Genomic DNA, 24,230 nt, shown 5'->3' on the forward strand with positions numbered 1-24,230 from the left:
ATGGCTTCATCGAAGATGGGAGACTCGTATGACGGTATCGATGCATCGGTCGTGACGGACAGGGCCCAATTTCGCTGACAAGGGAGGCGCGTCCCTATGAAGGTGCCTACTAACGAAGACATGAAGGGCATGTACGAGACCCTCGTGAGGATTCGCACGTTCGAGAGCAGGGCGGTGGACCTGTTCGCGGAGGGACAGATTCCGGGCTTTCTTCACTCCTATCTCGGAGAGGAGGCGATTGCCACCGGCGTGTGCGCGAACCTGGAGAGGACGGACTTCATCACGAGCACGCACAGGGGCCATGGCCACATCATCGCCAAGGGCGGCGACACCAGATACATGATGGCCGAGCTGTATGGCCGCACGACCGGCTACTGCAAGGGCAAGGGCGGCTCCATGCACATTGCGGACAGGGACCTGGGGATCCTGGGCGCCAATGGCATCGTGGGAGCCGGACAGGACATCGCCGTGGGGGCGGGCCTCTCCATCGCGTACCGGGGGACCAACCAGGTGACCGCCTGCTTCTTCGGTGATGGCTCCACGAACCAGGGAACCTTCAATGAGGCCCTCAACATGGCGTCCATCTGGAAGCTTCCCATCGTCTTCGTCTGCGAGAACAACCAGTTTGGCATTTCCATGAGCCAGTCCAGGCACCAGGCTATCAAGGACATCGCGGATCGCGCCGTGTCCTACGGGTTCCCCGGCATCGCGGTCGATGGCAATGACGTCATGGCCGTCTATGAGGTGGCGCGAGAGGCGGTCAATCGCGCCCGGCAGGGGCAGGGGCCAACGCTCGTCGAGTGCAAGACCTGGAGGTGGCGTGGCCACTTCGAGGGCGACCCGAGCGTCTACAAGGATCCGGTGGAGCAGGAAGCCTGGATGGAGAAGGAGCCCGTCAGGCGCTACCGTACGTTCCTCGAGGAGAACGAGGTCATGACCGCGGACGAGATGGATGCGGTCGACAAGCGGATTGACGACGAGATCGATGCCGCGGTCGCGTACGCGCAGGAGAGCCCGCTGCCGCAGCCGGAGGACGTCGTCAAGGACGTCTATACCGATATCGTAGAGGAGGTGCGTCACTGATGAAGACCATGAAGGCTATGGAGGCCCTCCGCGAGGGCATGTGCATCCGCATGAGAGAGGACGAGAACGTCCTTTTGCTCGGCGAGGATGTCGGCGCGTTCGGCGGATGCTTTGGCGTATCCGCGGGCATGCTTGACGAGTTTGGGCCCGAGAGGGTTCGTGACACGCCCATCTCCGAGGGTGCCATCATCGGCGCGGCGACGGGCTCGGCGGCGACGGGGCTGCGCCCCATCGCTGAGATCATGTTCTCTGACTTCCTCACGGTTGCCATGGACCAGGTGGTGAACAACGCCGCGTTCATGCACTACATGTTTGGTGGCAAGATCGAGCTCCCGATGGTCGTTCGGACCGTCAATGGCGCCGGCGCGCAGGGGGCGGCGCAGCACTCGAAGTCGATGGAGGCATGGGTCACGCACATCCCGGGCCTGAAGGTGGTGTTTCCCTCCACGCCGCAGGACTGCCTGGGCCTGATGCTCGCGTCCATAGATGACGACAACCCCGTCATCTTCTTCGAGCACAAGATGGCATACGGCCGTGCGGGGGAGGTGGCCTCAAGAGATCCGATCCCCCTGGGCAAGGGCGACATCAAGCGGGAGGGTGACGACCTGACGATCATCGCCTACGGCAACCAGCTGTTCGTGGCGCTGGATGCGGCCGAGGCGCTGGCCAAGGAGGGCATCTCCGCGGAGGTCGTGGATCCTCGCACGCTGTACCCCCTCGACAAGGACCTGATCGCCCAATCGGTCGAGAAGACGGGCAACGTCATCGTGACGTCCGAGGAGTTCAAGCGGGGAAGCTATGCCGGTGAGATATCCGCGTTCGTCTCAGAGGAGCTCTTTGACGACCTCAACTCATCCGTAAGGCGCGTCTGCGCGCTCGACACCCCCGTTCCCTTCGCTCCGATCCTGGAGCAGACCTTCCTCCCGAAGGCCGAGGACATCGTCGCGGCCGCACGGGAGCAGCTGGGATAGGGGGCCGGAGGGCTCGCCCGGTGGCCTGTGACGGGGCGCCGGACGGGCCCCTCCCCGATGGGGGGAGATGCCTGAGAAGGAGGTCGGATGATGCCAAGCCTGGGAATCATTGCAAACCCCGCTTCTGGCAAGGACATCCGCAGGCTGGTGTCCTATGCGACGATCATCGACAACCAGGAGAAGGTGAACATCGTCAAGCGCCTGGTGCTGGCCGCCCAGTCCCTCGGGGTGGACGAGGTGCTCTTCATGCCGGACAGCTATCACTTCGGCGAGGTGGCGATGGGCGAGCTGACGGCAGACCGTACGCTGAGGGCCTCGTACGAGGTCATGGACCTTCCGATCTTCGCGACCCAGGAGGACACCATCCGGGCGGCCGCCGAGATGGAGCGGCGCCATGTGGGCTGCATCGTCGTCCTGGGTGGCGATGGGACGAGCCGGGCGGTCGCGAAGTCGGTCCGCGACACGCCCATCCTTCCGCTGTCCACCGGTACGAACAACACCTACCAGGAGATGATCGAGGGGACGGTCGCAGGCATGGCTGCCGGCATCATCGCGGGCATGGAGGACCCGTCCCCCCACTGCATCCGGGACAAGAGGATCGAGGTCCGCATCAATGGCAGGTTCCGCGACATCGCCCTGATCGATGCCGCCATATCGGATGACCTCTGGGTGGGCGCACGGGCGATCTGGAACGCGGATGACATAGGGACGGTGATCGTCACCCGCTGCAGTCCTGCGAGCATCGGCTTCTCGGCGGCCGCCGGCTGTCACTGCGTGATCCTTCCGACGGATGACCAGGGCCTTGCGCTGGAGCTTGCCGGCGGCAGCCATGCCGCGCGCAGGGGAGGCGGGCGGCGGTACCGGGCGCCCATCGCGGCGGGCGTGTTGAACGAGATAGAGGTCCTTGACTCCAGGGAGCTCGAGCTCGATGAGCCCTATCGCATCGAAGCCGAGTCAGACGGCATGCTCGCCGTGGACGGGGAGCGGGAGGTCCGCATCGCGAAGGGCGACGTGCTGGACTTCAGCATCACGCGCAACGGCCCGCTGCGCGTTCTGGTTCGCGAGACGCTTGACCAGGCGGTCGACGACAACCTGTTCGAGCTCCGCTAGTCGAGAGGAGGCGTGCGTCATGGCTGAGAAGGTGCTGATGCCCAAGCTGGGGATGACCATGACGGAAGGTACCGTCGAGGAGTGGAGGGTGAAGGAGGGCGATGCGGTCGAGAAGGGCCAGGCTATAGTCTCGGTGGCGACCGACAAGCTGACGAACGATGTGGAGGCGCCGTGCGAGGGGGTGGTCTTGCGGATACTCGCCGCGGAGGGCGCGTCGGTCCCGGTGTCAGCCACCCTCGCCTACCTCGGCGCACCCGGTGAGGCCATCCCCGAGGAGGGGGCCGCCGATAGGACCGTCGCCCAGGCCGCGCCCGCGGGACCTGCGGACGAGGTCACCGCGGTGCCGAGGGGGTCCTCCAACAGGGACGTGAGGGCCGCGCCGGTTGCGCGGAAGCTGGCGAAGGAGCATGGCGTTGACCTGTCGCTCGTGGAGGGAACGGGGCCCAACGGGCGCATCAGGAGGGAGGACGTCGAGGCCTTCCTCGCGGCACAGTCCCAGGGTGAGGCGCAGGCTCCCCTTCGCGTGAGTCCAACCGCGCGGAAGCTCGCGGAGGATACGGGCGTTGACGTGAGCCAGCTGGACGTCGGCGGGCGCCGCATCATGAAGGACGACGTCCTGGGCGCAGCCGGTGGGTCCGTGCGGGCCGACGTGGCGGCCGAGCCGGAGGGCGATGACTATCCGCCGATGAGGGTCAGCTCCATGCGACGCAGCATCGCCAGGAACATGACGGCGTCCTGGCACACCTCGCCACGCGTCACCTACACGCACCCGGTCGACTGCACGGCGCTCAAGGCCCTGCGCACCACCTTGCGGGAGCCCTTCGAGGCAGAGGGGCTCAAGATAACGTACAACCACATCATCATGAAGGTCGCGGCCCAGGCCCTGATGGAGTTTCCGGACATCAATGCGAGCTTTGACAGCGAGCAGCTGACGCGGCATGCCCACGCGAACGTCGGGCTTGCCGTCGCCAAGGGGGATGGCCTGATCGTCCCCAACGTGAAATGGGTGGAGGCCAAGGCGCTGAGGGAGGTCTCCCGCGAGACGGAGGGCCTGATAGCAGCCGTCCGGGACGGCAGCATCGGCATGGATGACGTCATGGGTGGGACGTTCTCCATCACGAACCTGGGACGGTATGGCGTCACGGGCTTCTCGCCCATCATCAATCAGCCTGAGCTGGCGATCCTGGGTGTCTGCGCCATCGTCGACACCCCGGTCGTGCGCGACGGCCGCGTGGTCATCCGTCCGATGATGAACCTCTGCCTGGCTGCCGACCACAGGGTCGTGGACGGCGTCATGGCCGCCGGGTTCCTACGGCGCGTCGCACAGCTCGTGGAGAATCCCTACCTGCTGCTGGCGTAAGGGGGCAAGAGCATGGACAGGACAGGAGCATCACGGGCAGCCACCTCCGGAAGCAGGACGGTCATCGTGATAGGGGGCGGGCCGGGAGGGTATGTTGCGGCAATCCGTGCCGCACAGCTCGGGGCCGCCGTCACCCTGATCGAGCGGGAGCACATTGGCGGCACCTGCCTCAACATCGGCTGCATACCGACCAAGTGCCTCCTCCACAGCGCGGAGCTGCTCTGTGAGATCCGGGACTGGGGGGCGGAGGTCGGCGTCGACGTGGATGGTGCGCGGGTCAACGTCCCCCAGCTCATGGCCCACAAGGACAGCGTGGTCAACCAGCTCACCTCCGGTGTGGCTGGGCTCCTGCGCCTCCACGGCGTCAAGGTGATCGAGGGCGAGGCGAGGTTCACCGGACGACGGGAGATCGAGCTGACCAGGCGGAATGGGTCAGGGGAGACGATGGGTGCCGATGACCTCATCGTCGCCTCGGGCTCCGTCAACGCGGTGCCCCCCATCCCGGGCCTGAGGGAGGTGCCCGCCTGCATCGACTCGACGGGGGCCCTGGGACTCACGCGCCTGCCCGAGTCGATGGTCGTGATTGGTGGCGGGGTGATCGGCGTGGAGCTGGCCTGCGCCTATGCGGCATTTGGAACGCGGGTCGATATCGTCGAGGCGCTTGACCACGTGCTCCCGATGCTCGACGGCGACCTCACCAAGATCGGCATCGCACACATGAGGCGGATGGGCATCAAGCTCCACCTGTCCTGTCCCGTCCAGAGGGTGGAGGAGCGCGCCGGAGGGGCGACGGTCGTCTGCAGGGACAAGGATGCGGGCCAAGAGGTCTCCTTCGAGGCCGAGAAGGTCCTCGTGGCGGTCGGACGCGCGCCCAACACGGCCTCCCTCGACCTCGCGGCCGGCGGCATCGACAACGAGCGGGGCGCCATCCGCGTCAACGACCACATGCAGACCAACGTCAGGGGCGTGTATGCCATCGGGGACTGCGTGTGTGGGCATGCGCGGCTGGCCCATACGGCGATGGTCATGGGGGAGGTCGCCGCAGAGACCATCATGGGCCCGGAGGCACGGTACGACGAATCGACAAACCCCACCTGTGTCTACATGGAGCCGGAGGCGGCGTCGGTCGGCCTGACGGAGGAGCAGTGCCAGGAGCGGGACATCGCCTATCGGACCGCGAGGTTCTCCCTGGCGGGCAATGGCAAGGCGCTGATCGAGAACGGTGGCGAAGGCCTGGTCAAGATCATCGCGGAGCCACGATACGACCAGATTCTGGGCATGCACATCATAGGGCCGCGAGCAACCGACCTCATCAGCGAGGGGGCCCTGGCGATTCGCCTGGAGGCAACGGTGGACGAGCTGGTGAGCACGATTCACGCGCACCCCACGATCTCCGAGGCCGTGAGGGAGGCGTCCCTCAGCTACTTCGGCCGCGCGATCCACGCCAAGAGCTGAGGGCCATACCAACGAGAAGGAGGTACTGGCATGAAGAGGGCCGCATTCATCTTCCTGGCACCCCAGACGGACCCGTCCGTGCATCGGGGCACCGTGAAGACGCCCACGATGGACCTGGATGCGATTGCCGTGCCCACCTACGCGGAGGCGGCACGGGTCGCGAAGGACCTCGTGGACCAGGGGCTCGGCATCATAGAGCTCTGCGGAGGGTTTGGCATCCGTGGCACGTACGTCGTCAAGCAGGCGGTCGGCGACAGGGCCAGGATCGGTGTCGTGCGCTTCGACGGGCATCCGGGACTGGATGACCGGTCGGGGGACGAGCTGTTCTGATATGTAGATAGAGCTGTCAAGAGGCAAGGCGGTCCCAGCCCGAGGTTCTTCGGGTTGGGGCCGTCTCCTATTGCCCGCCCCGCCGTGCTCCGCGCTGGTACGACGGACCATGGTCGGGGCCTCCTGTGGACGTGGCAGGCCGGACGACTCCTACGACCGAGCCTAGCCCACGATGCCCCATGAGGGCTACCGCTTCATGGAGCGAGGTCCCGACCGCTCCATATATCGTCTAGGGGCCAACGTTAACGCTACTTGACATAAGGTGAGTGGGGCGGATGTCGTGGCGTCGGCGTCCGCCCTCCCTACTCGGGGGTGTCGCCCAAAGTGCACACGCAACGCGTTTCGCCCAGCGTTTGCCCAGTTGGCGTTTTCGAATATACGTTGCGTGTGCACTTTAGGCGGGGCACTTCAAGTATCACGATGCACGTCACCGTGATAACGCCTCCGCGTTTGTCGTTCCCGCGTCCCCCTAGCGCCCCAGCGTGCCGTCAGGCGCGAGCAGCGACGGCGCGCAGGCGGGCTTGGTGGCCTCCCTACGAGGGAAAGACCGTCGACAGGACCTCCTCCATCGTGATGCCGCCAAACAGGGCACCGATCGCCTGCCGCTCCAAGACCTCGCGGACGGCATCCCTCCGATAGGGGCAGCCGACGAGTTCGTCCGTCAGCGTCCCAAGGGGCACCAGGGAGAGGAAGTCACCGAAGAACCGGATGTCGGCGATCCTCTCCCGCGTGATGGACGCCCGCACCTCCAGCTCGCCGCCGCTCCACCAACGCCTGTTGCGCAGGTCATAGGCCGGGGAGCGTCCAAAGACCCATTCCCAGCTGTCGTACTTCTCCGCCTTCAGGCGACGGACCAGGTCCAGCTCCCCATCGTCCAGCTCGTCGGGCACGAGGCCGTCCCCCGCCAGGGCCTCCTTCAGGTAGGCCCAGAATTCGGGGAGGGTCATGTCGCAGCCCCTCCGCGCCAGGCACTCACGGATGATGCCGATTCGGCCCCGGACGGACTGGGCGCGCTTTGCGCGAAACTTCTGGGGATTCACCCGCAGGGCACCGGCGATGAGGGACGGATCCGAATCGAAGAGGAGCGTCCCGTGATGAAGGACCCTCCCCCCAGCCAGCCGCTGCGCCGTCCCCGACACCTTCCTCCCGTCGACGACGATGTCGTTGCGACCGGAGGCGCTTGCGTCGAGACCCAGCCCACGCAGGGCCTCGACGATGGGCAGGGTGAAGCGCTCCAGCATCAGGTGGCTCGAGTCCCCCGCGTCGGCCATGAACGAGTAGTTGAGGTTTCCGAGGTCATGGTAGACCGCACCGCCACCCGTCGTGCGGCGGGCGACCCTGATGCCGTGCTCGCGGACGAAGCGTTGGTCGATCTCCGCCTCCGCGTTCTGGTTCTGCCCGAGGACGATGGTGTTGTCGTTCTGCCAGAGCATCAGGTAGGTGGCATCGCGGCGGCTCAGGAGGACGTGTTCCTCAAACGCCAGATTGAAGTCTGGGTCCACGGATCCCGTCTCGAGGTAGTGGATGATGCCGGTCATGGCAGCTCCCCTCTCCTGGTCGTTGCATCTCCCTTCGGGCCCACAGGCGTGAGCCGCCGAGGTATGGCCGGGCGCTTCGCGAGACGCCCGCACGTGGGCGGGCACCCGTTCCCCGCAGGCCCGCACCGTGGTGGGAAGGGGCCTTGGCATGGCTAGTCCACCTTCTGCAGGCGCGCCACGCTCAGGCGCTCCACAAGTCTGAGGTTCATCGAGATGCGTACCGTGTTGCCGTCGGTCTTGCCCTTGATGATGTTCGAGAGGCGCTGCACCGCCGTCGCCCCCATGCATTCCTTCGGAACCCCCATCGTCGTGAGGGGCGGATTGAAGAAGCTGCTGGTATAGATGTTGTCAAACCCCATGACCGATACGTCTTCGGGCACGCGGATGCCATGGTCCTGGAGGGCGCGGATGCAGCCCGATGCGATGAGGTCGTTATCGGCGAAGAACGCCGTGGGCAGCTTGGGGCTGGCGTCAAGGTAGGCAAGCATATCCATGCAGGCGGCATCCATCGTCGAGCCCACGCGCACGATGGTGTTCTGGGTGGGATCCGAGGAGCGCCCTATGTCTCCCATGGCGGAGAGGAAGCCCTGCTGGCGCTCGAGGAAGTTACGGATGTCCACCTTCGAATGGAGGTAGCCGATGTCGGTGTGTCCCATGCCATGAAGGTACCGCACGGCCTCCCAGGCACCACGGCTGTTGTCGATGACGACGGAGTCGAGGTTCTTGGTGGGAAACCAGCTGTCCAAAAGGACGATGGGCACGCCAAGGCGTTCGAACTGCGATACCTCGCGTGCGCGCATCTCGGTCGCGAGCAGCAGTATGCCTGCGCACTTGATGGATCGCAGCGCCTTGAGCTGCTCCGAGGCATGCTCATGCTCATAGAAGTATGAGATGGAGAGGCGGTGGTAGCCGTTGCGGTACGTGGCATCCGAGGCGCCCTTGATGAGGGCCTCGAAGAAGGGCGTCTCCCGCACCACCTTTCCGTGTCGCTTGTAGATGATGAACAGGAGGGTGCTCGTCTTGCGATGAGCTCCTCCCGACACGCGCTCGAGCCCCATCTCCTTCGCGACCCGGAGGACGCGCTCGCGTGTCTGTGCCCCGACGCCTGGCTTGTTTCTCAGCACGAGCGAGACGGTCGCAGGGGAGACGCCTGCCTCGCGTGCCACATCCCGCGATGTCACCCTTGCCGTGCTGGACATGCGCTCCCCCTCGTCGAGATACGGCGGCCGACCTCCCGGCGGCACCCATAGTTTAGTACTAAATATTTAGTAAATGTTTTTCATTCATTTATCAATCGTTCAAAGAGCATACCGTGAGTGTGGGCACACGACATCGTGCCGATTCAATCGAAGGGGTCAGGGAGAGGCATGGACACCATTCGCATCGGATATGCACCTACCCGCAGGAGCATCTTCTCCGCTCCGGACGCCAGACGGTATCGCACGATCATCGCGGACAGGCTGACCGAGCTGAACGTTGAGTTCGTGGACATCGACGACATCAACGACGAGGGGCTCCTCTTCGACGAGGACGACCGCATCAGGGTGCTGGGGAAGTTCCGCACCGCCGGGGTTGACGGCCTGTTCCTCCCGCACTGCAACTTCGGTACCGAGTTCATCTGCGCGCGCCTTGCCAAGGACCTCGGAAGGCCCGTCCTCCTGTGGGGCCCGCTTGACGAGCGGCCCGAGCCCAACGGCGTGCGCCTGCGCGACACCCAGTGCGGCCTCTTCGCCACGGGCAAGGTGCTCCGCCGCTTCCAGGTGCCCTTCACCTACCTGACCAACTGCCGGGTGGACGACCCGGTGTTCGAACGTGGCCTGCGCGACTTCATGGCCGTCTGCAACGTGGTGAGGGCCTTCCGGGCCGCCCGCATCCTGCAGATGGGTCCCAGGCCCTACGAGTTCTACTCCACCATGTGCAACGAGGGCGAGCTGCTGGAACGGTTCAACATCGAGTGCGTGCCCGTGCCCCTCGGTGAGCTCACGCGTGGCGTGCGGCAGGCCACAGGCGAGGTCACGGGTGACGGCAGCTCCGACGTCGAGGCCCAGCTCGCGTGGATGGAAGAGCACTTCGACCGCGACTGCAGCAGCGAACAGGCCCAAACCGTGGCCGGCATGGCCGTCGCCATCCGTCGCCTCCTCAGGAGCTACCACTGCACGGCCGGTTGCATCCAGTGCTGGAACGAGCTCCAGCACGAGCTGGGCGTCATGCCCTGTGCGGCCAACTCCATCCTCAACGAGGAGGGCACGCCCATCACCTGCGAGACCGATGTGCACGGTGCCATCACCAGCCTGATGGTCGAGGCTGCCGACATGGGCCGCAAGCGCTCCTTCTTCGCCGACTGGACCATCCGTCACCCCGACGAGCCCAATGGCGAGCTCCTGCAGCACTGTGGGCCGTGGCCCTGCAGCGTCGCTAAGGAGAGGCCAAAGATCACCGTTCCCCTGGCGTTCGATCACAACGGCGCCCTCACGGCCGAGGCCAGGCACGGCAACCTCACGCTGGCGCGCTTCGATGGCGACAACGGCGCATACTCCCTGCTGCTGGGGCATGCCGAGGGCATCGACGGCCCCAAGGGCATGGGCACCTACCTGTGGGTGAGGGTGGACGACATCAAGCGCCTCGAGGCCAAGATCGTCGAGGGACCCTACATCCACCACTGCGTGGGTATCCATGACGATGTCGTGCCGGTGCTGTACGAGGCCTGCAAGTACCTGGGCATCACGCCCGACCTGTACGACCCGATCGAGGAAGACGTCAAGGCATACCTGAGGGGTGAGTAGGGTGGCGGACATTGCCGAGCTGGAGCGCCTGCGCTGGGAGCTGCGCCAGGACTGCGTGGACATCATCATGGCGGGTGGCGGCGGCCACATCGGCGGTGACATGTCCATCATGGACGCGCTGCTGGTGCTCTACGCCAATCACCTCAACGTCACGCCCGAGACTGCGGGCGACCCCAACCGCGATCGCTTCATCCTCTCCAAGGGCCATGCGATGGAGGCCTACTATGCGGTCCTCTGCAACCGTGGCTTCCTCGACCTCGCGGACGTCAAGGCCCGCTTCTCCACGTTCGGCTCGCCCTATATCGGTCACCCCAACAACAAGCTGCCGGGCATCGAGATGAACTCCGGATCGCTGGGCCATGGACTGCCGGTTGCCGTGGGCATGGCGCTTGCCGCCCGGATGGACGGCCGCCCCTATCGCACGTACGTGTTCCTTGGTGACGGCGAGCTGGCCGAGGGCTCCGTGTGGGAGGGGGCCATGAGCGGCGGCAGCTATGCCCTCGACAACCTGTGTGCCCTGGTCGATCGCAACCGTCTGCAGATCTCTGGCCCCACGGAGGACGTCATGCGGCAGGACCCCCAACAGGAGCGTTGGGCCGCCTTCGGGTGGAATGTGATCTCCATCCCCGGCAACGACCTCGCCGCCCTCGACGCCGCCTTCACCCTGGCCCAGAAGGCCAAGGGCAGGCCGACCGTCATCATCGCGAACACCACCAAGGGCTACGGGAGCCCCGTGATGGAGGACAAGGCCAACTGGCACCACAAGCTGCCCAGCGCCGAGGAGTATGCCCACATATCAGCTGATTTCAAGGCCCGAAGGGAGGCTGAGCGTCATGCCTAGCACCGTGCCCAACCGCAAGGCAATCTGTGACGTGCTCATGAGGCACGCAGCCACCGATAGGGACGTTGTGGTGCTCTGCTCCGATTCCCGCGGGTCGGCCTCGCTCACGCCCTTCTTCGAGCGGTATCCGGAGCAGGCCATCGAGGTTGGCATTGCCGAGCAGGACCTCGTGGGCATCGCCGCGGGCCTCGCCGCGTGCGGCAAGAAGCCCTATGCCGCCAGCCCCGCCTCCTTCGTGAGCACGCGCTCCTACGAGCAGGTCAAGGTCGACTGCGCCTACTCCGACACCAACGTCAAGCTCATCGGCATCTCGGGGGGCGTGAGCTATGGCGCCCTGGGCATGAGCCACCACTCCGCCCAGGACATCGCCGCCATGAGCGCCATCCCCAACATGCGCGTGTACCTCCCGAGCGACCGCTTCCAGACGACCCGGCTCTTCGAGGCGCTGCTCGAGGACGAGAGGCCCGCCTACATCCGCGTGGGCCGCAATCCCGTCGAGGACGTCTACACCGAGGACTCCTGCCCCTTCCAGATGGATCGGGCCACGGTGGTTCGCGAGGGCACCGATGCGCTGCTGGTGGCCTGCGGCGAGATGGTCCGGCCTGCAGTCGTGGCGGCCGACCTCTTGGCCGCCGATGGCGTGAGCGCCACCGTGCTCGACATGTACTGCGTCAAGCCGCTCGACCGCGAGGCCATTGTCACGTATACGCGGGATGCCAAGGTGGTCGTGGGCGTGGAGGAGCATGCGCCCTTCGGTGGCCTGGGCTCGATGGTGGCTCAGGTGGTGGGCGAAGAGTGCCCGAGGCCCTGCGTCACGATGGCGCTTCCCGACGCACCGGTCATCACGGGCAGCTCACGGGAGGTCTTCGCGCAGTACGACCTGGATGCGCATGGAATCGCCACGCGCGTGCGGGAGCTTCTCGCCAAGGGGGGCTAGTGCCTGGCACCCAGGCCCGTGGTGGGATGTGGGGCAGGGATGGCCTGCCTGTACAACGAGTTCAGGAGAGGGGCAATCATGAAAGACGTTTCGAGGCGCGACTTCTGTAGGGTATCCGGTGTCATGGGCGCAGGCCTCGGCCTTGCCGCGCTGCTTACCGCGTGTGGGGGTGGCTCGTCGGACGCCTCCAAGCCCGCAAGCTCCGGCTCCGGTGGCGAGCGGGAGGTGCTGAAGGGAGGCGGCTCCGACATCATCTATGTCATCACGCCCTCCGTCTCCAACCCCGCCTTCAAGGCCGAGGCCGACGGTGCCACCGACGAGGCGCAGAAGCTGGGCTATGAGGTCAAGGCAAACTCCCACGACGACGACCTCAACAAGCAGTCCGAGCTCTTCGACTCCGCCATCGCCGACAAGGCGGCCGCCATCATCTGTGACAACGCCGGTGCCGATGCGACGGTCGCAGCCGTCCAGAAGGCGGCGGAGGCGGGCATCCCCACCTTCCTGATCGACCGCGAGATCTCCTCGACGGGCGACGCCATCGCCCAGATCATCGCCGACAACAACCAGGGCGCCTCGGACGTGGCCCAGGCCTTCGTGGACGCCATGGGCGAGAAGGGCAACTACATCGAGCTCAAGGGCAAGGACTCCGACACCAACGCCCACGTGCGCTCCGACGCGTTCCACGCCGTCATCGACCAGTATCCGGACATGAAGATGCTCGATGCCCAGACGGCCAACTGGGAGAAGGACGAAGCCTACAACAAGATGGAGGCCCTCATCCAGACCTATGGCAGCGACATCAACGGCGTCATATCCGGCAACGACACCATGGTCCAGGGCGTCTGCGCGGCCCTCGACTCCGCGGGCATGAGCATCCCCGTCGTCGGCGTCGATGGGTCCGACGAGGTGCGTGACCTCATCAAGCAGGGCAAGGCCACGGCCACCGCGCTCCAGCAGTTCGATGTCATCGCCCGCACCGCCGTCCAGGAGGCTGACACCTACCTCAAGGAGGGCGCGACGGGCAAGGATGAGAAGCAGCTCATCCCCTGCATCGTCATCACCAAGGACAATGCCGGCAAGCTCGATGGCTTCGTCTACACGGAGTAGCACGGCGCTCGCAGCATCTCTCAGGCAGGTGAACGGTGGGGCATGGGTTCTGTCCGTGGTCCCACCGCTGCGGAACCGCGCACGGCGGCCTACCCTTGCGGCGCGGCTTGTCAGCGGCAGGAGGAGGAGAGAAGATGAGAAGGAGCATGCTCCCGGTCGTGGTGAGCGCATCGCTGGTGGGGTCGCTCGTCCTGTTTGGATGTACGGTGGTGCCCATTGGCCAGGAGGGCACGTACACGGGCGAGTCCACCTTTGATGCCGCGAGAGACATCGACACCCTGTGGAGCGAGAACGTGCAGTCCGAGATTGGCGGCAACGCACGGGACCTCAACGGGCTGCTGGGCGCGAGCAGCCTGGTCGCCGATGACACGGCAAGCCAGTTCGCAGGCAAGAGCCTCTCCACCTCCTCGAGCGCAGCCGGCAATGTCGTGGTCTATGCGGTCAAGGGGGCCGGCACCGTCACCAATGTCGTCGCGAAGGCAGCCGATTCGGGGGCATCCTCCAAGGGCTACATCACCATCGCGCTCGAAGGCTACGATGGGCCCACCGAGGTCGACATCAACGTCGGCCCCGTCATATCGGACACGTCGTTGCGTGACTACCTCAGCAGCATCAACCTCAACGATTACAGGGACACGACCGAGTGGTCACAGGTCTCCAAGGGCCTCAACGACAAGGCTCAGTCCGAGGTCATCGACCCTGCCGACATAGCCACCATCAAGGGCAGGAGGGTCACCTTCGTGGGCGCCTTCACGGCCAACTCGGCGACGATGAGCAAGATCACCATCACGCCCATCGAGATGGTAGTCGAGTAGGGGTTTGCGGACGCTTGGGAAGGAAGTGCGTACGTATGGCAGGCTATGGCTGTCCGGACGATGTGTTCCTGCACGCCGATCGGATCTCAAAGGTGTACCCCGGTACCAAGGCGCTCGACAACGTCTCGTTCGACCTGCTCAAAGGTAAGGTCAATGTCCTGATCGGCGAGAACGGGGCGGGTAAGTCCACCCTCATGAAGATGATAGCCGGCATCGAGCAGCCGTCATCGGGCACCCTGTACATTGGCGATGCCGAGGTGAGCTTCAAGGACACGACCGAGGCCCGCAGGCACGGCATCGGCATCATCCACCAGGAGCTCAGCCTCTTCCCCAATCTCAACGTGTACCAGAACATCTTCATGAACAGGGAGCACAAGCGGGGCTTCAGCCTTGATGACGCCTACCACATGAACGCGTCCAAGAAGGTCCTTGACCTCCTGGAGCATCCCATGGACCCCACCACCAGGGTCGGCAGCCTCCGCGTCGGCCAGCAGCAGATGATAGAGATCGCCCGGGAACTCGTTGATGACGACCTCCAGGTGCTCATCATGGACGAGCCCACCTCGTCGTTGTCGCAACAGGAGGTGCAGGTCCTCTTCAAGATCATGCGCGAGCTTACGGCCAGCGGCCTCTCCATCGTCTACATCTCCCATCGTCTCGAGGAGATCATGGAGATCGGCGATCACGTCACCATCCTGCGCGACGGCAGGTACGTGGACGACGCTGACGTCAAGGACATCAGCATCAGCTGGATCGTCCAGAAGATGACCGGTGGCGAGAAGCAGTACCCCAAGCGTGATCGCGTCGTCGATTGGGACGCACAGCCCAAGATCCTCGAGGTCAGCGACCTCTGCCTGCCCAAGCCCGGCGGGGGGTACCTCGTCGACCACGTGAGCTTCGACCTCAGGAAGGGCGAGGTGCTGGGCATCTACGGTCTTTTGGGCGCCGGACGCACCGAGGTGTTCGAGTGCATCATGGGCCTGCGTCCCGAGCACACGGGAACGGTCAGGCTCAACGGCAGGCCCATCACCATCGGCAGCGTCTCGCAGATGATCGATGCGGGCATCTCGCTCATCCCGGAGGATCGCCAGGGTGGTGGCCTGGTCCAGACCTTGGACATCGAGAAGAACGTGTCCCTTGCGGCACTCAAGCGCTACCGGAAGGGGCCGCTCATCGACTCCGTCACGGAGGACAGGAGGGTCGACGAGGAGATCCGGGACATCCACATCAAGGTCGCCGACAAGCACCTGCCGATCCTGTCGCTCTCTGGCGGCAACCAGCAGAAGGTCGTCATCGCCAAGGGGCTGCTCACCGAGCCACAGATCCTGCTCATGGACGAGCCGTCCCGCGGCATCGACATCGGGGCCAAGACCGAGGTCTACGAGATCATTGACAAGTACGCCAGGCGGGGGCTCTCGATAATCGTCATCTCCTCCGAGCTCGAGGAGATCATAGCCATCTCCGACCGCATCCTCGTCCTCTCGAACGGCAGGCTCACGGGTGAGTTCGCGGGGGGCCACATCGACAAGGATGCGTTGGCGCTCGCTTCCTACAAGGGACATCACGCTGTGAAGGCAGAGAAGGAGAACTAGACATGGCAGCTGAAACCAAGAAGGCCTCGGGGGGCACCAACAACCTGGTGATGGTGCTGCTGAACGGCCGAACCCTCATCGTGCTGGTCATCCTCATGATCTTCTTCAGCCTTGCCACCCCAAACTTCTTCACGGCAGGGTCGCTTCTCTCCGTGGCCAAACACGTGGCACTCTATGGCATCCTCGCCATTGGCATGACGTTCGTCATCATCACGGGGGGCATCGACCTCTCGGTGGGCGCGGTGGTCGGTCTCGCCGGCATGGTCTCGGCGGGCTTCGTACAGGAGGGCCTGACCCTCACCTTTGCGGGCGTGACGATCTACTTCAGCGTGCCTGTCGTGGTGCTCCTCACCCTGCTCATGGGTGTCGTGCTGGGGATGCTGAACGGCCTCGTCATCACGAAGCTGGGCGTCGCCCCCTTCATCGCCACGCTGGGCACCATGTACGTCTGGCGGGGCTTCGCCAACATCCGCTCCAATGGGGCGACGTTCTCCAGCATCTCGGGGCATGTCGGGCTCGGCAACACGGGATACGGCTTCTTCGCATCGAGCGTCCTGGGCATCCCCATGGGCGTCATCATCTTTGCGATCTTTGCCGTCATTGCGGGCATCGTGCTCAGGAAGACGGCCTTTGGCTGGCACGTGCTGGCAATCGGTGGCAACCAGAACGCGGCGCGCCTTTCGGGCATCAAGGTTGACCGCAACCTCATCATCGTCTATGCCATCTCGGGCTTCTGCGCCGCCATGGTCGGCATCATCACCACCTCGCAGCTCATGGGCGCCAACCCCTCTACCGGCACCTCTTGGGAGATGAATGCCATCGCGGCGTCCGTCCTGGGTGGCACCTCCATGGCGGGTGGCGTGGGTACCATCCTTGGCACCGTCGAGGGAGCCTTCGTCATCGGCGTCATCAACGATGGCATGGCCATGTGTGGCGTCACGGAGTTCTGGCAGCAGGTCATACGTGGTATCGTCATCATCATTGCCGTGGTGATTGACCAGGTGCAGCGCAACCTTCAGGCGCGCATGGCCCTGCAGGTGCGCGACGAGGGCAGGGGTGATGTGGGTGGTGACGGGGCCGCCGGGGCTGCGGCGGAATAGCAGCCCGGAACCATGCCGGCGTGCCCAGGGGCATGCGAATGCCGAGCGATGCATGGTCCGCATGTGACCTCGTGGCACGTCACGAGTTGGAGGAGGAACAGCATGAAGAAGAGGGGCATACTCAACGTCCAGCTTGCCGGGCTGTTGGCCGGCCTGGGGCACAAGGACAGCTACATGATTGCCGATGCCGGCATGCCCATACCCAGGGGCGTGGAGGTCGTCGATCTGGCCGTGACAGGTGGCGTCCCCACCTTTCGCCAGGTCATGGATGCCGTCCTGGACGAGTGCGCCGTCGAGCGCTACACCTTGGCCGAGGAGATACGGCAGGCCAACCCGGAGCTCCACCGCTACATCGAGGGTGCGCTGGCGGGCGTCGAGCACGACTACCTTCCCCACGACGAGCTCAAGCGGGTGGAGGCGTCCTGCAAGTTCGTGATACGCACGGGGGAGTTCTCGCCGTACCCCAACATCCTGCTCACTGCGGCCTGCGCGTTCTAGCCTCCGGGCCATCGCGTGCCGGACAAGACGGGAGGCATCATGAGGATTCTCGACTTTGGATCCCTCAACATAGACTACGTCTATGGCGTCGACCACATAGTCGCGCCGGGGGAGACGCTCGCCTCGACACAGCGCAGCGTCTTCCCCGGCGGCAAGGGGCTCAACCAGGCCGTGGCGCTTGCCCGCGCGGGCGCGCGGGTATGGCAGGCGGGGATGGTGGGGCCCGAGGGGGGCCTGCTGCTGGACGTCTGCAGGGACGCAGGCGTCGACACGCACCTCGTCGCCCGCAGCGACGTTGCCACGGGGTATACGGTCATACAGGTGGATGCGAAGGGGCAGAACTGCATCCTGCTCTATGGGGGCGCCAATCGGCAGGTGGACGAGGGCTACGTGGATCAGGTGCTCGCGCAGTTCTCGGCGGGGGACTACCTCGTCCTCCAGAACGAGATCTCGTGCCTCGCCTACCTTGTGGATCGCGCGGGCGCCTTGGGCATGAAGGTCATCCTGAACCCCTCGCCGTACGATGACGCGCTGCGCACTGTCGACCTGGGCAAGGTGTCACTGTTCATCCTCAACGAGATCGAGGGGGCACAGATCTCGGGTGGCTCGACGGATCCGGCCGATGTGCTTGGGCGACTGGGGGAGCAGTACCCCCAGGCCGAGGTGGTCCTCACCCTCGGCGCCAGGGGATCGGTGTATCAGTGTGGCGGGCATCGCTATGAACAGGGCATCTTCGAGGTTGAGGTCATCGACACCACCGCTGCGGGGGATACGTTCACGGGTTACTTCGTGTGGGCGCGAAGCGTTGGCAAGCCCGTGCAGGAGGCCCTGGCGCTGGCTGCCAAGGCGTCTGCGATGGCGGTGTCGCAGCAGGGGGCGGCGCCGTCCATTCCCACGATGGAGCAGGTCCGGGCAAGCCCGCTGGGCTAGCGCCTGTGCCTGTGGGGCAGCCTCGACGGCCTGGGGTTGTTGATGCGCTCCGCCTTGGCGTTGGCGATCCGTTGTCGGGAGGTGCGAAACCCCTCTGCGGCCTCGGGATGCTCGGCGGCAGCCCTGAAGCAGAGCACCAGGTAGACAAGGGCAAGCGCGAAGTTGAGGACGGAGAGGTACAGGGCGCCTCCCTCAAGGGAGAAGACGGCCGTGCTACCCGGGACCGTCATGAGCACGATGTCGAGGAAGGTGAAGAGAAGGGGAACGAACGCCCAGCCATGGGACACGCGGGGGAGCCGGTCCGCGTCGACGCCCGCACGGATGCCCTCGACGGCGGTTGCCAGAAACGCCACCAGGCGCACGAGGGACATGAGGGTGTCCGACTGACGGTAGCCAAAGAGGCTCCAGGCTCCAGTGCCTGCAGCAAGGTACGCGAACGACCATGCGATCAACAGGGTCGAGGCGGCGATCAGCACGTTTTGGAAGCGGGAGCGCGCCGTGTGAAGGAGCACAACGAGCCTGTGGAACGACGAGTGGATGCTGGCTGACGAGCGCAGGCCGTGACCAGTGGCCAGGGGCGAGGAGGGAGGCTCAACGCTATCGCCCGTTGCCATGATCCGCTCCCGCTCGAGCGCCCTCATGGCGCGCAGCCTCCGTCGATGCGTGCGTTTGCTCTGTCGTGACATGGGGCTCCCTTGGGCGTGGGTCGTGACGTCCTGCGTGTCGGGCGCCGGAGCGGTTGGTTCGATTCTAGGCAATTGTGGCACCACCGGGATGACGAACACGCCCGGACAGGCATGCGCCATGCCGTGTGACAGGGAAGGGACAAGGGAGGAAAGCCCCATGGCCTCGTACGTTCTTGGCATCGACCAGAGCACGCAGGGAACCAAGTCGCTGCTCTTTGATGGGAAGGGGTCGCTCGTGGCCCGCGCCGACCGGCCTCACCGACAGATCGTGAGCGACCGAGCTTGGATCGAGCACGATGCGGAGGAGATCTACGCCAACGTGCTCGCCACTGTGGCCGACGTCGTAGCACGGGCCGCCATCGACAAGGGCGACATCCGTGGCGTGGGCATCTCCAACCAGCGCGAGACGTCGCTCGTGTGGGATGTCGGTGGCGCGCCGCTTGCACGCGCCATCGTCTGGCAGGACGCCCGTGCCGAGGACGTGTGCGAACGGCTGCGTCGTCAGGGCATGGCCGAGCTCGTGCGCGTGCAGACGGGCATAGAGCTCTCGCCCTACTTCCCGGCCGCCAAACTCGCGTGGCTCATGAAGAACGTGCCCGCCGTCTCCCATGCGTTGGCCAGGGGGGAGCTGCGCCTGGGCACCGTGGACACCTACCTCCTGTATCGCCTGACGGGAGGGGCCGCCTACAGGACGGACTACTCCAACGCCTCGCGCACCGAGCTCTTCGACATCTCCCATCTGGCGTGGAGCGAGGAGCTGTGCGATGCCTTCGGTGTGCCCGCCTCCGTGCTGGCGGAGGTCTGTGACTCCGACGCCGCCTTCGGCATGACCGACTTCGAGGGCTACCTCGATGCGCCCATTCCCATCCATGGCATCCTGGGCGACTCGCACGGCGCCCTGTTCGCCCAGGGGTGCGTGAGGGCGGGCATGGTCAAGGCCACCTATGGCACGGGCTCGTCCGTCATGATGAACGTGGGCGAGAGCCCCGTGCGCTCGGGGAGTGGGCTCGTCTCGTCCCTGGCCTGGAAGCTGAACGGTACGGTCAGCTACGTGCTCGAGGGCAACGTCAACTACGCCGGTGCCGTCATCACCTGGCTCAAGGACGACCTGGGGCTCATTCGATCCGCCGATGAGACGGAGGCACTGGCCCGGGCGGCCGCCGAGGGCGACCGTTCCTATCTGGTGCCGGCCTTTACGGGCCTGGGTGCCCCCTACTGGGACAGCGATGCCACGGGCGCGCTCGTGGGCATGACGCGCACCACGCACAGGGCGGAGGTGGTTCGTGCCGCCCTCGACTGCATCGCCTACCAGATCACGGACGTCCTCAAGGCCATGGAGGCGGACGCCGGCCTGCGGATAGGCGAGCTTCGCGTGGATGGAGGTCCCACCCACAACGGGTACCTCATGCAGTTCCAGAGCGACATGGCGCGCCGCCCCGTTGCCGTCTCTCCTACCGAGGAGCTCTCGGGCATGGGGGCGGCGTATGCGGCTGGCTGTGGTATGGGGGTCTACGATGCGGCCACGCTCTTTCGGGGCGTCGAGCGCAGACGCTACGTGCCTCTGCGGGACGAGGGATGGGCACAGGGGCGCTATGCGGGCTGGCGGCATGCGGTGTCGAAGGCGCTCTCGGACTGACGGATCGTGCCCCCAGGGTCGGTGTTGTCGCTCGCTCACGTCATGCGCCTTGGGGTCGCTCGCGCCATCGGCCTCGGAGTCCTCGGCTCCCTCCTGAGTCCTCACGAAGGCATGCTCCCCGCTGGCGATGAGATCCACCACCAGGCCAGGCGAGACGCCAAAGGTGGGTGGGCATTCCACCGCATCGAGCAGGCCGAGCCTCCCGCTCATGCCGTCTCCTTCCGGTCCTCTGCGCGGAGCCGATAGAGCTCCATCAGCTCCTGGATGAGCTCGAGGGCCAGGATCGAGGTCATGAGGTGGTCCTGCGAGTGCACGAGGAGGATGTCGAGGGTCATGCTCTCTCCGCGCGCGGCGCGTGTGATGAGGCTCGTCTGGATGTTGTGGGCCTTGTCCAGAGCGGACTGCGCCTCACCGAGCAGAGAGGAGGCTACCTCGAAGTCCCCCTCCTTGGCGCTACCGAGGGCCTCGTACGCCTTACTCCGGGCCTCTCCCGACATCGCGATGATCTCGAACGATGTCTGGACGCTCTCCTCGTCCATGCAAACCCCCTTCGGTTGCGGCTCCCTGTGCTGAGACGAGGATACGCATCGCCCCCACGGCGGACAAACGCCACCTAACAGGTGGACAGGGGGTGGCGCGCACTTCGCTCCCAGGTGCCTGTCCTCGCGAGTGAGAGAGAAAGGCCACAGATGGATGCAGGTGCTCAGTGGGCACATGGAGCCTTCTTTCCCGAGTGCCCGCCTGGTGGGTGCCCTGCGGTCTGACACGTTTTGCGGTCTCCCGGTCCCGCTCGCCGACAAGGGTGTGCCGTCCGAATGTCTTCCGTTCCAAAATTGAAATTAAATACCTGAAATTAAGAATTGTCGTGACGCAATAATTCCATATAGGTACAACAGTAGGGACAAGCCATGGATGGACGTGACGTCATGGTCCTTTTAAAAGAGAATAGAGATAGAGCAACGACCTCGGAGCGCAACGCCATCGACTACATCCTCGCACATACGGAGGATGTGATGGGCATGAGCATCCATCAGCTTGCGGACGCCTCGTTCGTCTCCCCGTCCACCATCTCGCGCCTCTGCCGGCACCTGGGTCTTGGCGGCTATCGGCAGTTCCAGAGCTCGCTCGTCTTCGAGCTGGCGAGGCGGCGAGACAGTGAGCGTACGTCCATTGGGGACATCAGTCCCAAGGATTCGGTACGGCAGAGCATCTTCAAGGTGACCAGGAAGAACATCGAGTCCCTGACCATCACGGAGAAGCTCAATGACCCCGACACCATCGAGTCGTGCGTGGCCCTCATGGGGCAGGCGTGCAGCATCAGCCTGTTTGGCCTGGGCTCCTCCCTGCTGAGCGCCCGGGACCTGTACTACAAGCTCATCCGTGCCAACGTGCGCTGCAACGTCTGTGACGACTGGCACGCCCAGCTCGTGTGCGCCACGAACATGGGGTCTGAGGACCTTGCGATTGCATTCAGCTACTCGGGGCTCACGCACGAGGTCATCGAGTGCTCGCGGAGGGCCAAGGGACGCGGCGCGTCCCTCATCGCCATCACGCGGGCCGCTCACGACTCGGAGCTTGTCCGCCTGGCCGACCAGACGCTCTACGTCGCCTCGACGGAGCCCATCTTTCGAAGCTCGGCGAGCGCGTCGCACATCTCGCAGCTGGACATCGTGGACATCCTCTTCGCGGTGTACGTGAGCAGGAACTTCCAGCGTTGCTCTGAGTGGTTTGATCGCAACTACATCGAGAAGTGAGTTGATAGGGCATCCCATGAGGTGGGGGCCAGAGAGGGGCGTGTCATGGAGTACAGGATTCTGCTCGTGTGTTCCGGCGGGATGTCGACGTCGGTGCTCATGGACAAGATGCAGAGGTACGCGACGGAGCATGACGTCGTGATCAAGGTGGATGCCTGCGGAACGAGCAACTATGCCGACGAGGCAGCGGATTACGACATCATCCTCCTGGGCCCCCAGGTCGCCTATCGCAAGGCGCAGATCGCGGGGACCGTGGACGTCCCGGTCGTGCCGATCGCACCACGGGACTATGCGTTCGGCAACGTCGAGAACATCCTCACGCAGGTGGACCAGGTCCTTGAGGGGTAGCCACTGCGGGGACGGCCATCGCATTCGCACGCTCACCCACAACAAGGAGGGGATATGGACGCGTTTCAAAAGTTCCTAGAGGACAAGCTGGGGCCAGCCATGAGCAAGTTCGGGTCGAACAGGTACCTGCTTGCCGTCCGCGATGGCGTCATCGCCGCCCTGCCGCTCATCATCGTCGGGTCGTTCTTTCTCATCATCGCCAACCCGCCGCTGCCCCAGAGCTGGGGGCTCTACCAGTTCCTCACGGCTAACGCCGCCACGATACTGCTTCCCTACCGCGTGACCATGTACATCATGTCGCTCTATGCGGTCTTTGGCATGGGCAACAGCCTTGCCAGGTCCTACGACCTTGATGGCCTCTCGGGTGGTGTGATGTCCGTCATGGCCTTCCTGCTCACCATCAAGCCCGTCAACGTGAGCGCGGACGCCAACGCGGGGATCGCCGGCTTCGTGCTCCCCATGTCGTCTCTGGGCAGTGCCGGCCTCTTCGTGGGCATCATCGTCACCTTCATCGCCATCAACATCTTCCGCCTCACCCAGAGCTCCCGGTTCCACATCACCATGCCCGAGCAGGTGCCTCCCTCGGTCTCCCGCTCCTTCGAGGCGCTCACGCCCACGCTGCTGGTGATGCTGCTCATCGGTTCCATCACGTACTTCCTGGGCTTCAACTGGAGCGGGGCCATCACGGCCATCGTCACGCCCCTCGTCACCGCCACCGACACGCTGCCCGGTGTGCTGCTCGTGTGCTTTCTGACCTGCTTCTTCTGGTTCTTCGGCATCCATGGCGCCTCGATCGTGGGTTCCATCGCGCGTCCCCTCTGGCTCACCCTGCTCGAGCAGAACGCCAATGCCGCAGCCTCCGGCGTGGCCGGGACCGCCCTTCCCGCGATTGGCCCCGAGCCGTTCTACCAATGGTTCATCTGGATCGGTGGCGCGGGCTGCACCATCGGTCTGGCCATCCTCCTGGTGAGCGTGTGCAAGTCGAAGTACCTCAAGGATCTTGGGCGCATCTGTGTCGCGCCGGCCCTCTTCAACATCAACGAGCCCCTCATGTTCGGCGCGCCCGTGGTGCTCAACCTCACGTTGGCCATCCCCTTCGTCCTCACGCCGATGATCTGTGCCATCATCGCATGGGTTGCCACGAGCCTCGGCCTGGTGAGCCGTGTGATCATCACCGCTCCGTGGACCCTGCCCGGACCCATCGGGGCCTATCTGGCGACGGGTGGAGACTGGCGTGCCGCCGTACTGTGCTGCATCCTCATCGCGGTCTCGGCGGTGTGCTACCTTCCGTTCGTGAAGATCTACGACAAGCAGTTCCTTGCCCAGGAGCAGGTGGAGGAGCCGCAGGAGTAGAGG

The 24,230-nt window shown here is 64.8% G+C and carries 23 protein-coding genes; 19 read left to right on the top strand and 4 right to left on the bottom strand.

Going from position 1 to position 24,230, the window contains the following annotated elements:
• Positions 1–96: 96 nt before the first annotated feature.
• The 6 genes from HMPREF1316_RS12630 (at position 97) to HMPREF1316_RS12655 (ending at position 6,309) form a co-directional block, all read left to right on the top strand.
• Positions 97–1,083 carry a thiamine pyrophosphate-dependent dehydrogenase E1 component subunit alpha gene (locus HMPREF1316_RS12630; protein WP_021727411.1) on the top strand — a complete coding sequence of 329 codons (987 nt, stop codon included), beginning with the start codon at positions 97–99 and terminating at the stop codon, positions 1,081–1,083.
• Entirely contained in the window at positions 1,083–2,054 is a 972-nt protein-coding gene (locus HMPREF1316_RS12635; RefSeq protein ID WP_021727347.1) for an alpha-ketoacid dehydrogenase subunit beta, read from the top strand. Before HMPREF1316_RS12630 ends, HMPREF1316_RS12635 begins: the two co-directional genes overlap by 1 nt.
• Positions 2,055–2,144: 90 nt before the next feature.
• The gene (locus HMPREF1316_RS12640; protein WP_040652651.1) at positions 2,145–3,164 is read left to right on the top strand and encodes an ATP-NAD kinase family protein; all 1,020 of its coding nucleotides are present in this window, start codon (positions 2,145–2,147) and stop codon (positions 3,162–3,164) included.
• Positions 3,165–3,183: 19 nt separating this feature from the next.
• On the top strand, positions 3,184–4,524 hold the full coding sequence (locus HMPREF1316_RS12645) for a 2-oxo acid dehydrogenase subunit E2 (protein WP_021727356.1): 1,341 nt from the start codon (positions 3,184–3,186) through the stop codon (positions 4,522–4,524).
• A gap of 12 nt (positions 4,525–4,536) precedes the next feature.
• Positions 4,537–5,979, top strand: coding sequence for a dihydrolipoyl dehydrogenase (lpdA, locus tag HMPREF1316_RS12650; RefSeq protein ID WP_021727385.1), 1,443 nt, complete (start codon positions 4,537–4,539; stop codon positions 5,977–5,979).
• Positions 5,980–6,009: 30 nt separating this feature from the next.
• Positions 6,010–6,309, top strand: coding sequence for a DUF6506 family protein (locus HMPREF1316_RS12655; RefSeq protein WP_021727466.1), 300 nt, complete (start codon positions 6,010–6,012; stop codon positions 6,307–6,309).
• A gap of 533 nt (positions 6,310–6,842) precedes the next feature.
• On the opposite strand, the gene HMPREF1316_RS12660 is transcribed toward HMPREF1316_RS12655, so the two are convergent.
• Both HMPREF1316_RS12660 and HMPREF1316_RS12665 read right to left on the bottom strand, forming a co-directional pair.
• Positions 6,843–7,847 carry a lipoate--protein ligase gene (locus tag HMPREF1316_RS12660; protein WP_021727455.1) on the bottom strand — a complete coding sequence of 335 codons (1,005 nt, stop codon included), beginning with the start codon at positions 7,845–7,847 and terminating at the stop codon, positions 6,843–6,845.
• 152 nt (positions 7,848–7,999) lie between these two features.
• A complete protein-coding gene (locus tag HMPREF1316_RS12665) occupies positions 8,000–9,046 on the bottom strand; it encodes a substrate-binding domain-containing protein (protein WP_021727413.1) in 1,047 nt (348 codons plus the stop codon).
• A 168-nt stretch (positions 9,047–9,214) separates the two neighbouring features.
• Between HMPREF1316_RS12665 and HMPREF1316_RS12670 the strand changes: the two genes are divergently transcribed.
• The 9 genes from HMPREF1316_RS12670 to HMPREF1316_RS12710 all read left to right on the top strand — a co-directional run bounded on the left by HMPREF1316_RS12670 (position 9,215) and on the right by HMPREF1316_RS12710 (position 18,450).
• A complete protein-coding gene (locus tag HMPREF1316_RS12670; protein ID WP_021727400.1) occupies positions 9,215–10,630 on the top strand; it encodes an L-fucose/L-arabinose isomerase family protein in 1,416 nt (471 codons plus the stop codon).
• Position 10,631: 1 nt separating this feature from the next.
• Complete coding sequence (locus tag HMPREF1316_RS12675; RefSeq protein WP_021727457.1) at positions 10,632–11,471, top strand: transketolase; 840 nt, start codon at positions 10,632–10,634, stop codon at positions 11,469–11,471.
• Positions 11,464–12,408 carry a transketolase family protein gene (locus tag HMPREF1316_RS12680; RefSeq protein WP_021727382.1) on the top strand — a complete coding sequence of 315 codons (945 nt, stop codon included), beginning with the start codon at positions 11,464–11,466 and terminating at the stop codon, positions 12,406–12,408. The genes HMPREF1316_RS12675 and HMPREF1316_RS12680 overlap by 8 nt, the downstream gene beginning before the upstream one ends.
• A gap of 78 nt (positions 12,409–12,486) precedes the next feature.
• Positions 12,487–13,515: a D-ribose ABC transporter substrate-binding protein gene (locus HMPREF1316_RS12685; RefSeq protein ID WP_040652659.1), complete on the top strand. Its 1,029-nt coding sequence runs from the start codon at positions 12,487–12,489 to the stop codon at positions 13,513–13,515.
• 134 nt (positions 13,516–13,649) lie between these two features.
• Positions 13,650–14,330, top strand: a complete 681-nt coding sequence (locus HMPREF1316_RS12690) for a DUF2291 domain-containing protein (RefSeq protein ID WP_021727368.1) — start codon at positions 13,650–13,652, stop codon at positions 14,328–14,330.
• A gap of 35 nt (positions 14,331–14,365) precedes the next feature.
• Complete coding sequence (locus HMPREF1316_RS12695; RefSeq protein WP_021727443.1) at positions 14,366–15,922, top strand: sugar ABC transporter ATP-binding protein; 1,557 nt, start codon at positions 14,366–14,368, stop codon at positions 15,920–15,922.
• Positions 15,923–15,924: 2 nt separating this feature from the next.
• On the top strand, positions 15,925–17,022 hold the full coding sequence (locus tag HMPREF1316_RS12700; protein WP_021727364.1) for an ABC transporter permease: 1,098 nt from the start codon (positions 15,925–15,927) through the stop codon (positions 17,020–17,022).
• 102 nt (positions 17,023–17,124) lie between these two features.
• Positions 17,125–17,520, top strand: coding sequence for a D-ribose pyranase (rbsD, locus tag HMPREF1316_RS12705; protein WP_021727433.1), 396 nt, complete (start codon positions 17,125–17,127; stop codon positions 17,518–17,520).
• 39 nt (positions 17,521–17,559) lie between these two features.
• Positions 17,560–18,450: a ribokinase gene (locus HMPREF1316_RS12710; protein WP_040652599.1), complete on the top strand. Its 891-nt coding sequence runs from the start codon at positions 17,560–17,562 to the stop codon at positions 18,448–18,450.
• Here the strand turns inward: HMPREF1316_RS12710 and HMPREF1316_RS12715 are convergent.
• Entirely contained in the window at positions 18,447–19,136 is a 690-nt protein-coding gene (locus tag HMPREF1316_RS12715; RefSeq protein ID WP_021727394.1) for a hypothetical protein, read from the bottom strand. The two genes, HMPREF1316_RS12710 and HMPREF1316_RS12715, sit on opposite strands and share 4 nt — an antisense overlap.
• 157 nt (positions 19,137–19,293) lie before the next feature.
• On the opposite strand from HMPREF1316_RS12715, the gene HMPREF1316_RS12720 reads away from it, so the two are divergent.
• Positions 19,294–20,772, top strand: coding sequence for an FGGY-family carbohydrate kinase (locus HMPREF1316_RS12720; protein WP_021727360.1), 1,479 nt, complete (start codon positions 19,294–19,296; stop codon positions 20,770–20,772).
• A gap of 206 nt (positions 20,773–20,978) precedes the next feature.
• Here HMPREF1316_RS12720 and HMPREF1316_RS12725 read toward each other — a convergent pair whose 3' ends face one another.
• Positions 20,979–21,311, bottom strand: coding sequence for a PTS lactose/cellobiose transporter subunit IIA (locus HMPREF1316_RS12725; protein WP_021727428.1), 333 nt, complete (start codon positions 21,309–21,311; stop codon positions 20,979–20,981).
• A gap of 369 nt (positions 21,312–21,680) precedes the next feature.
• Between HMPREF1316_RS12725 and HMPREF1316_RS12730 the strand changes: the two genes are divergently transcribed.
• The 3 genes from HMPREF1316_RS12730 to HMPREF1316_RS12740 are packed head-to-tail and all read left to right on the top strand — an operon-like array spanning position 21,681 to position 24,227.
• The gene (locus HMPREF1316_RS12730; RefSeq protein ID WP_021727437.1) at positions 21,681–22,526 is read left to right on the top strand and encodes a MurR/RpiR family transcriptional regulator; all 846 of its coding nucleotides are present in this window, start codon (positions 21,681–21,683) and stop codon (positions 22,524–22,526) included.
• 45 nt (positions 22,527–22,571) lie between these two features.
• The gene (locus tag HMPREF1316_RS12735; protein WP_021727379.1) at positions 22,572–22,874 is read left to right on the top strand and encodes a PTS sugar transporter subunit IIB; all 303 of its coding nucleotides are present in this window, start codon (positions 22,572–22,574) and stop codon (positions 22,872–22,874) included.
• 54 nt (positions 22,875–22,928) lie between these two features.
• Positions 22,929–24,227, top strand: a complete 1,299-nt coding sequence (locus HMPREF1316_RS12740; RefSeq protein ID WP_021727407.1) for a PTS sugar transporter subunit IIC — start codon at positions 22,929–22,931, stop codon at positions 24,225–24,227.
• The last annotated feature ends 3 nt before the right edge of the window (positions 24,228–24,230 follow it).

The organism is Olsenella profusa F0195 (genome assembly GCF_000468755.1).
Taxonomy (GTDB): Bacteria; Actinomycetota; Coriobacteriia; order Coriobacteriales; family Atopobiaceae; genus Olsenella_F; species Olsenella_F profusa.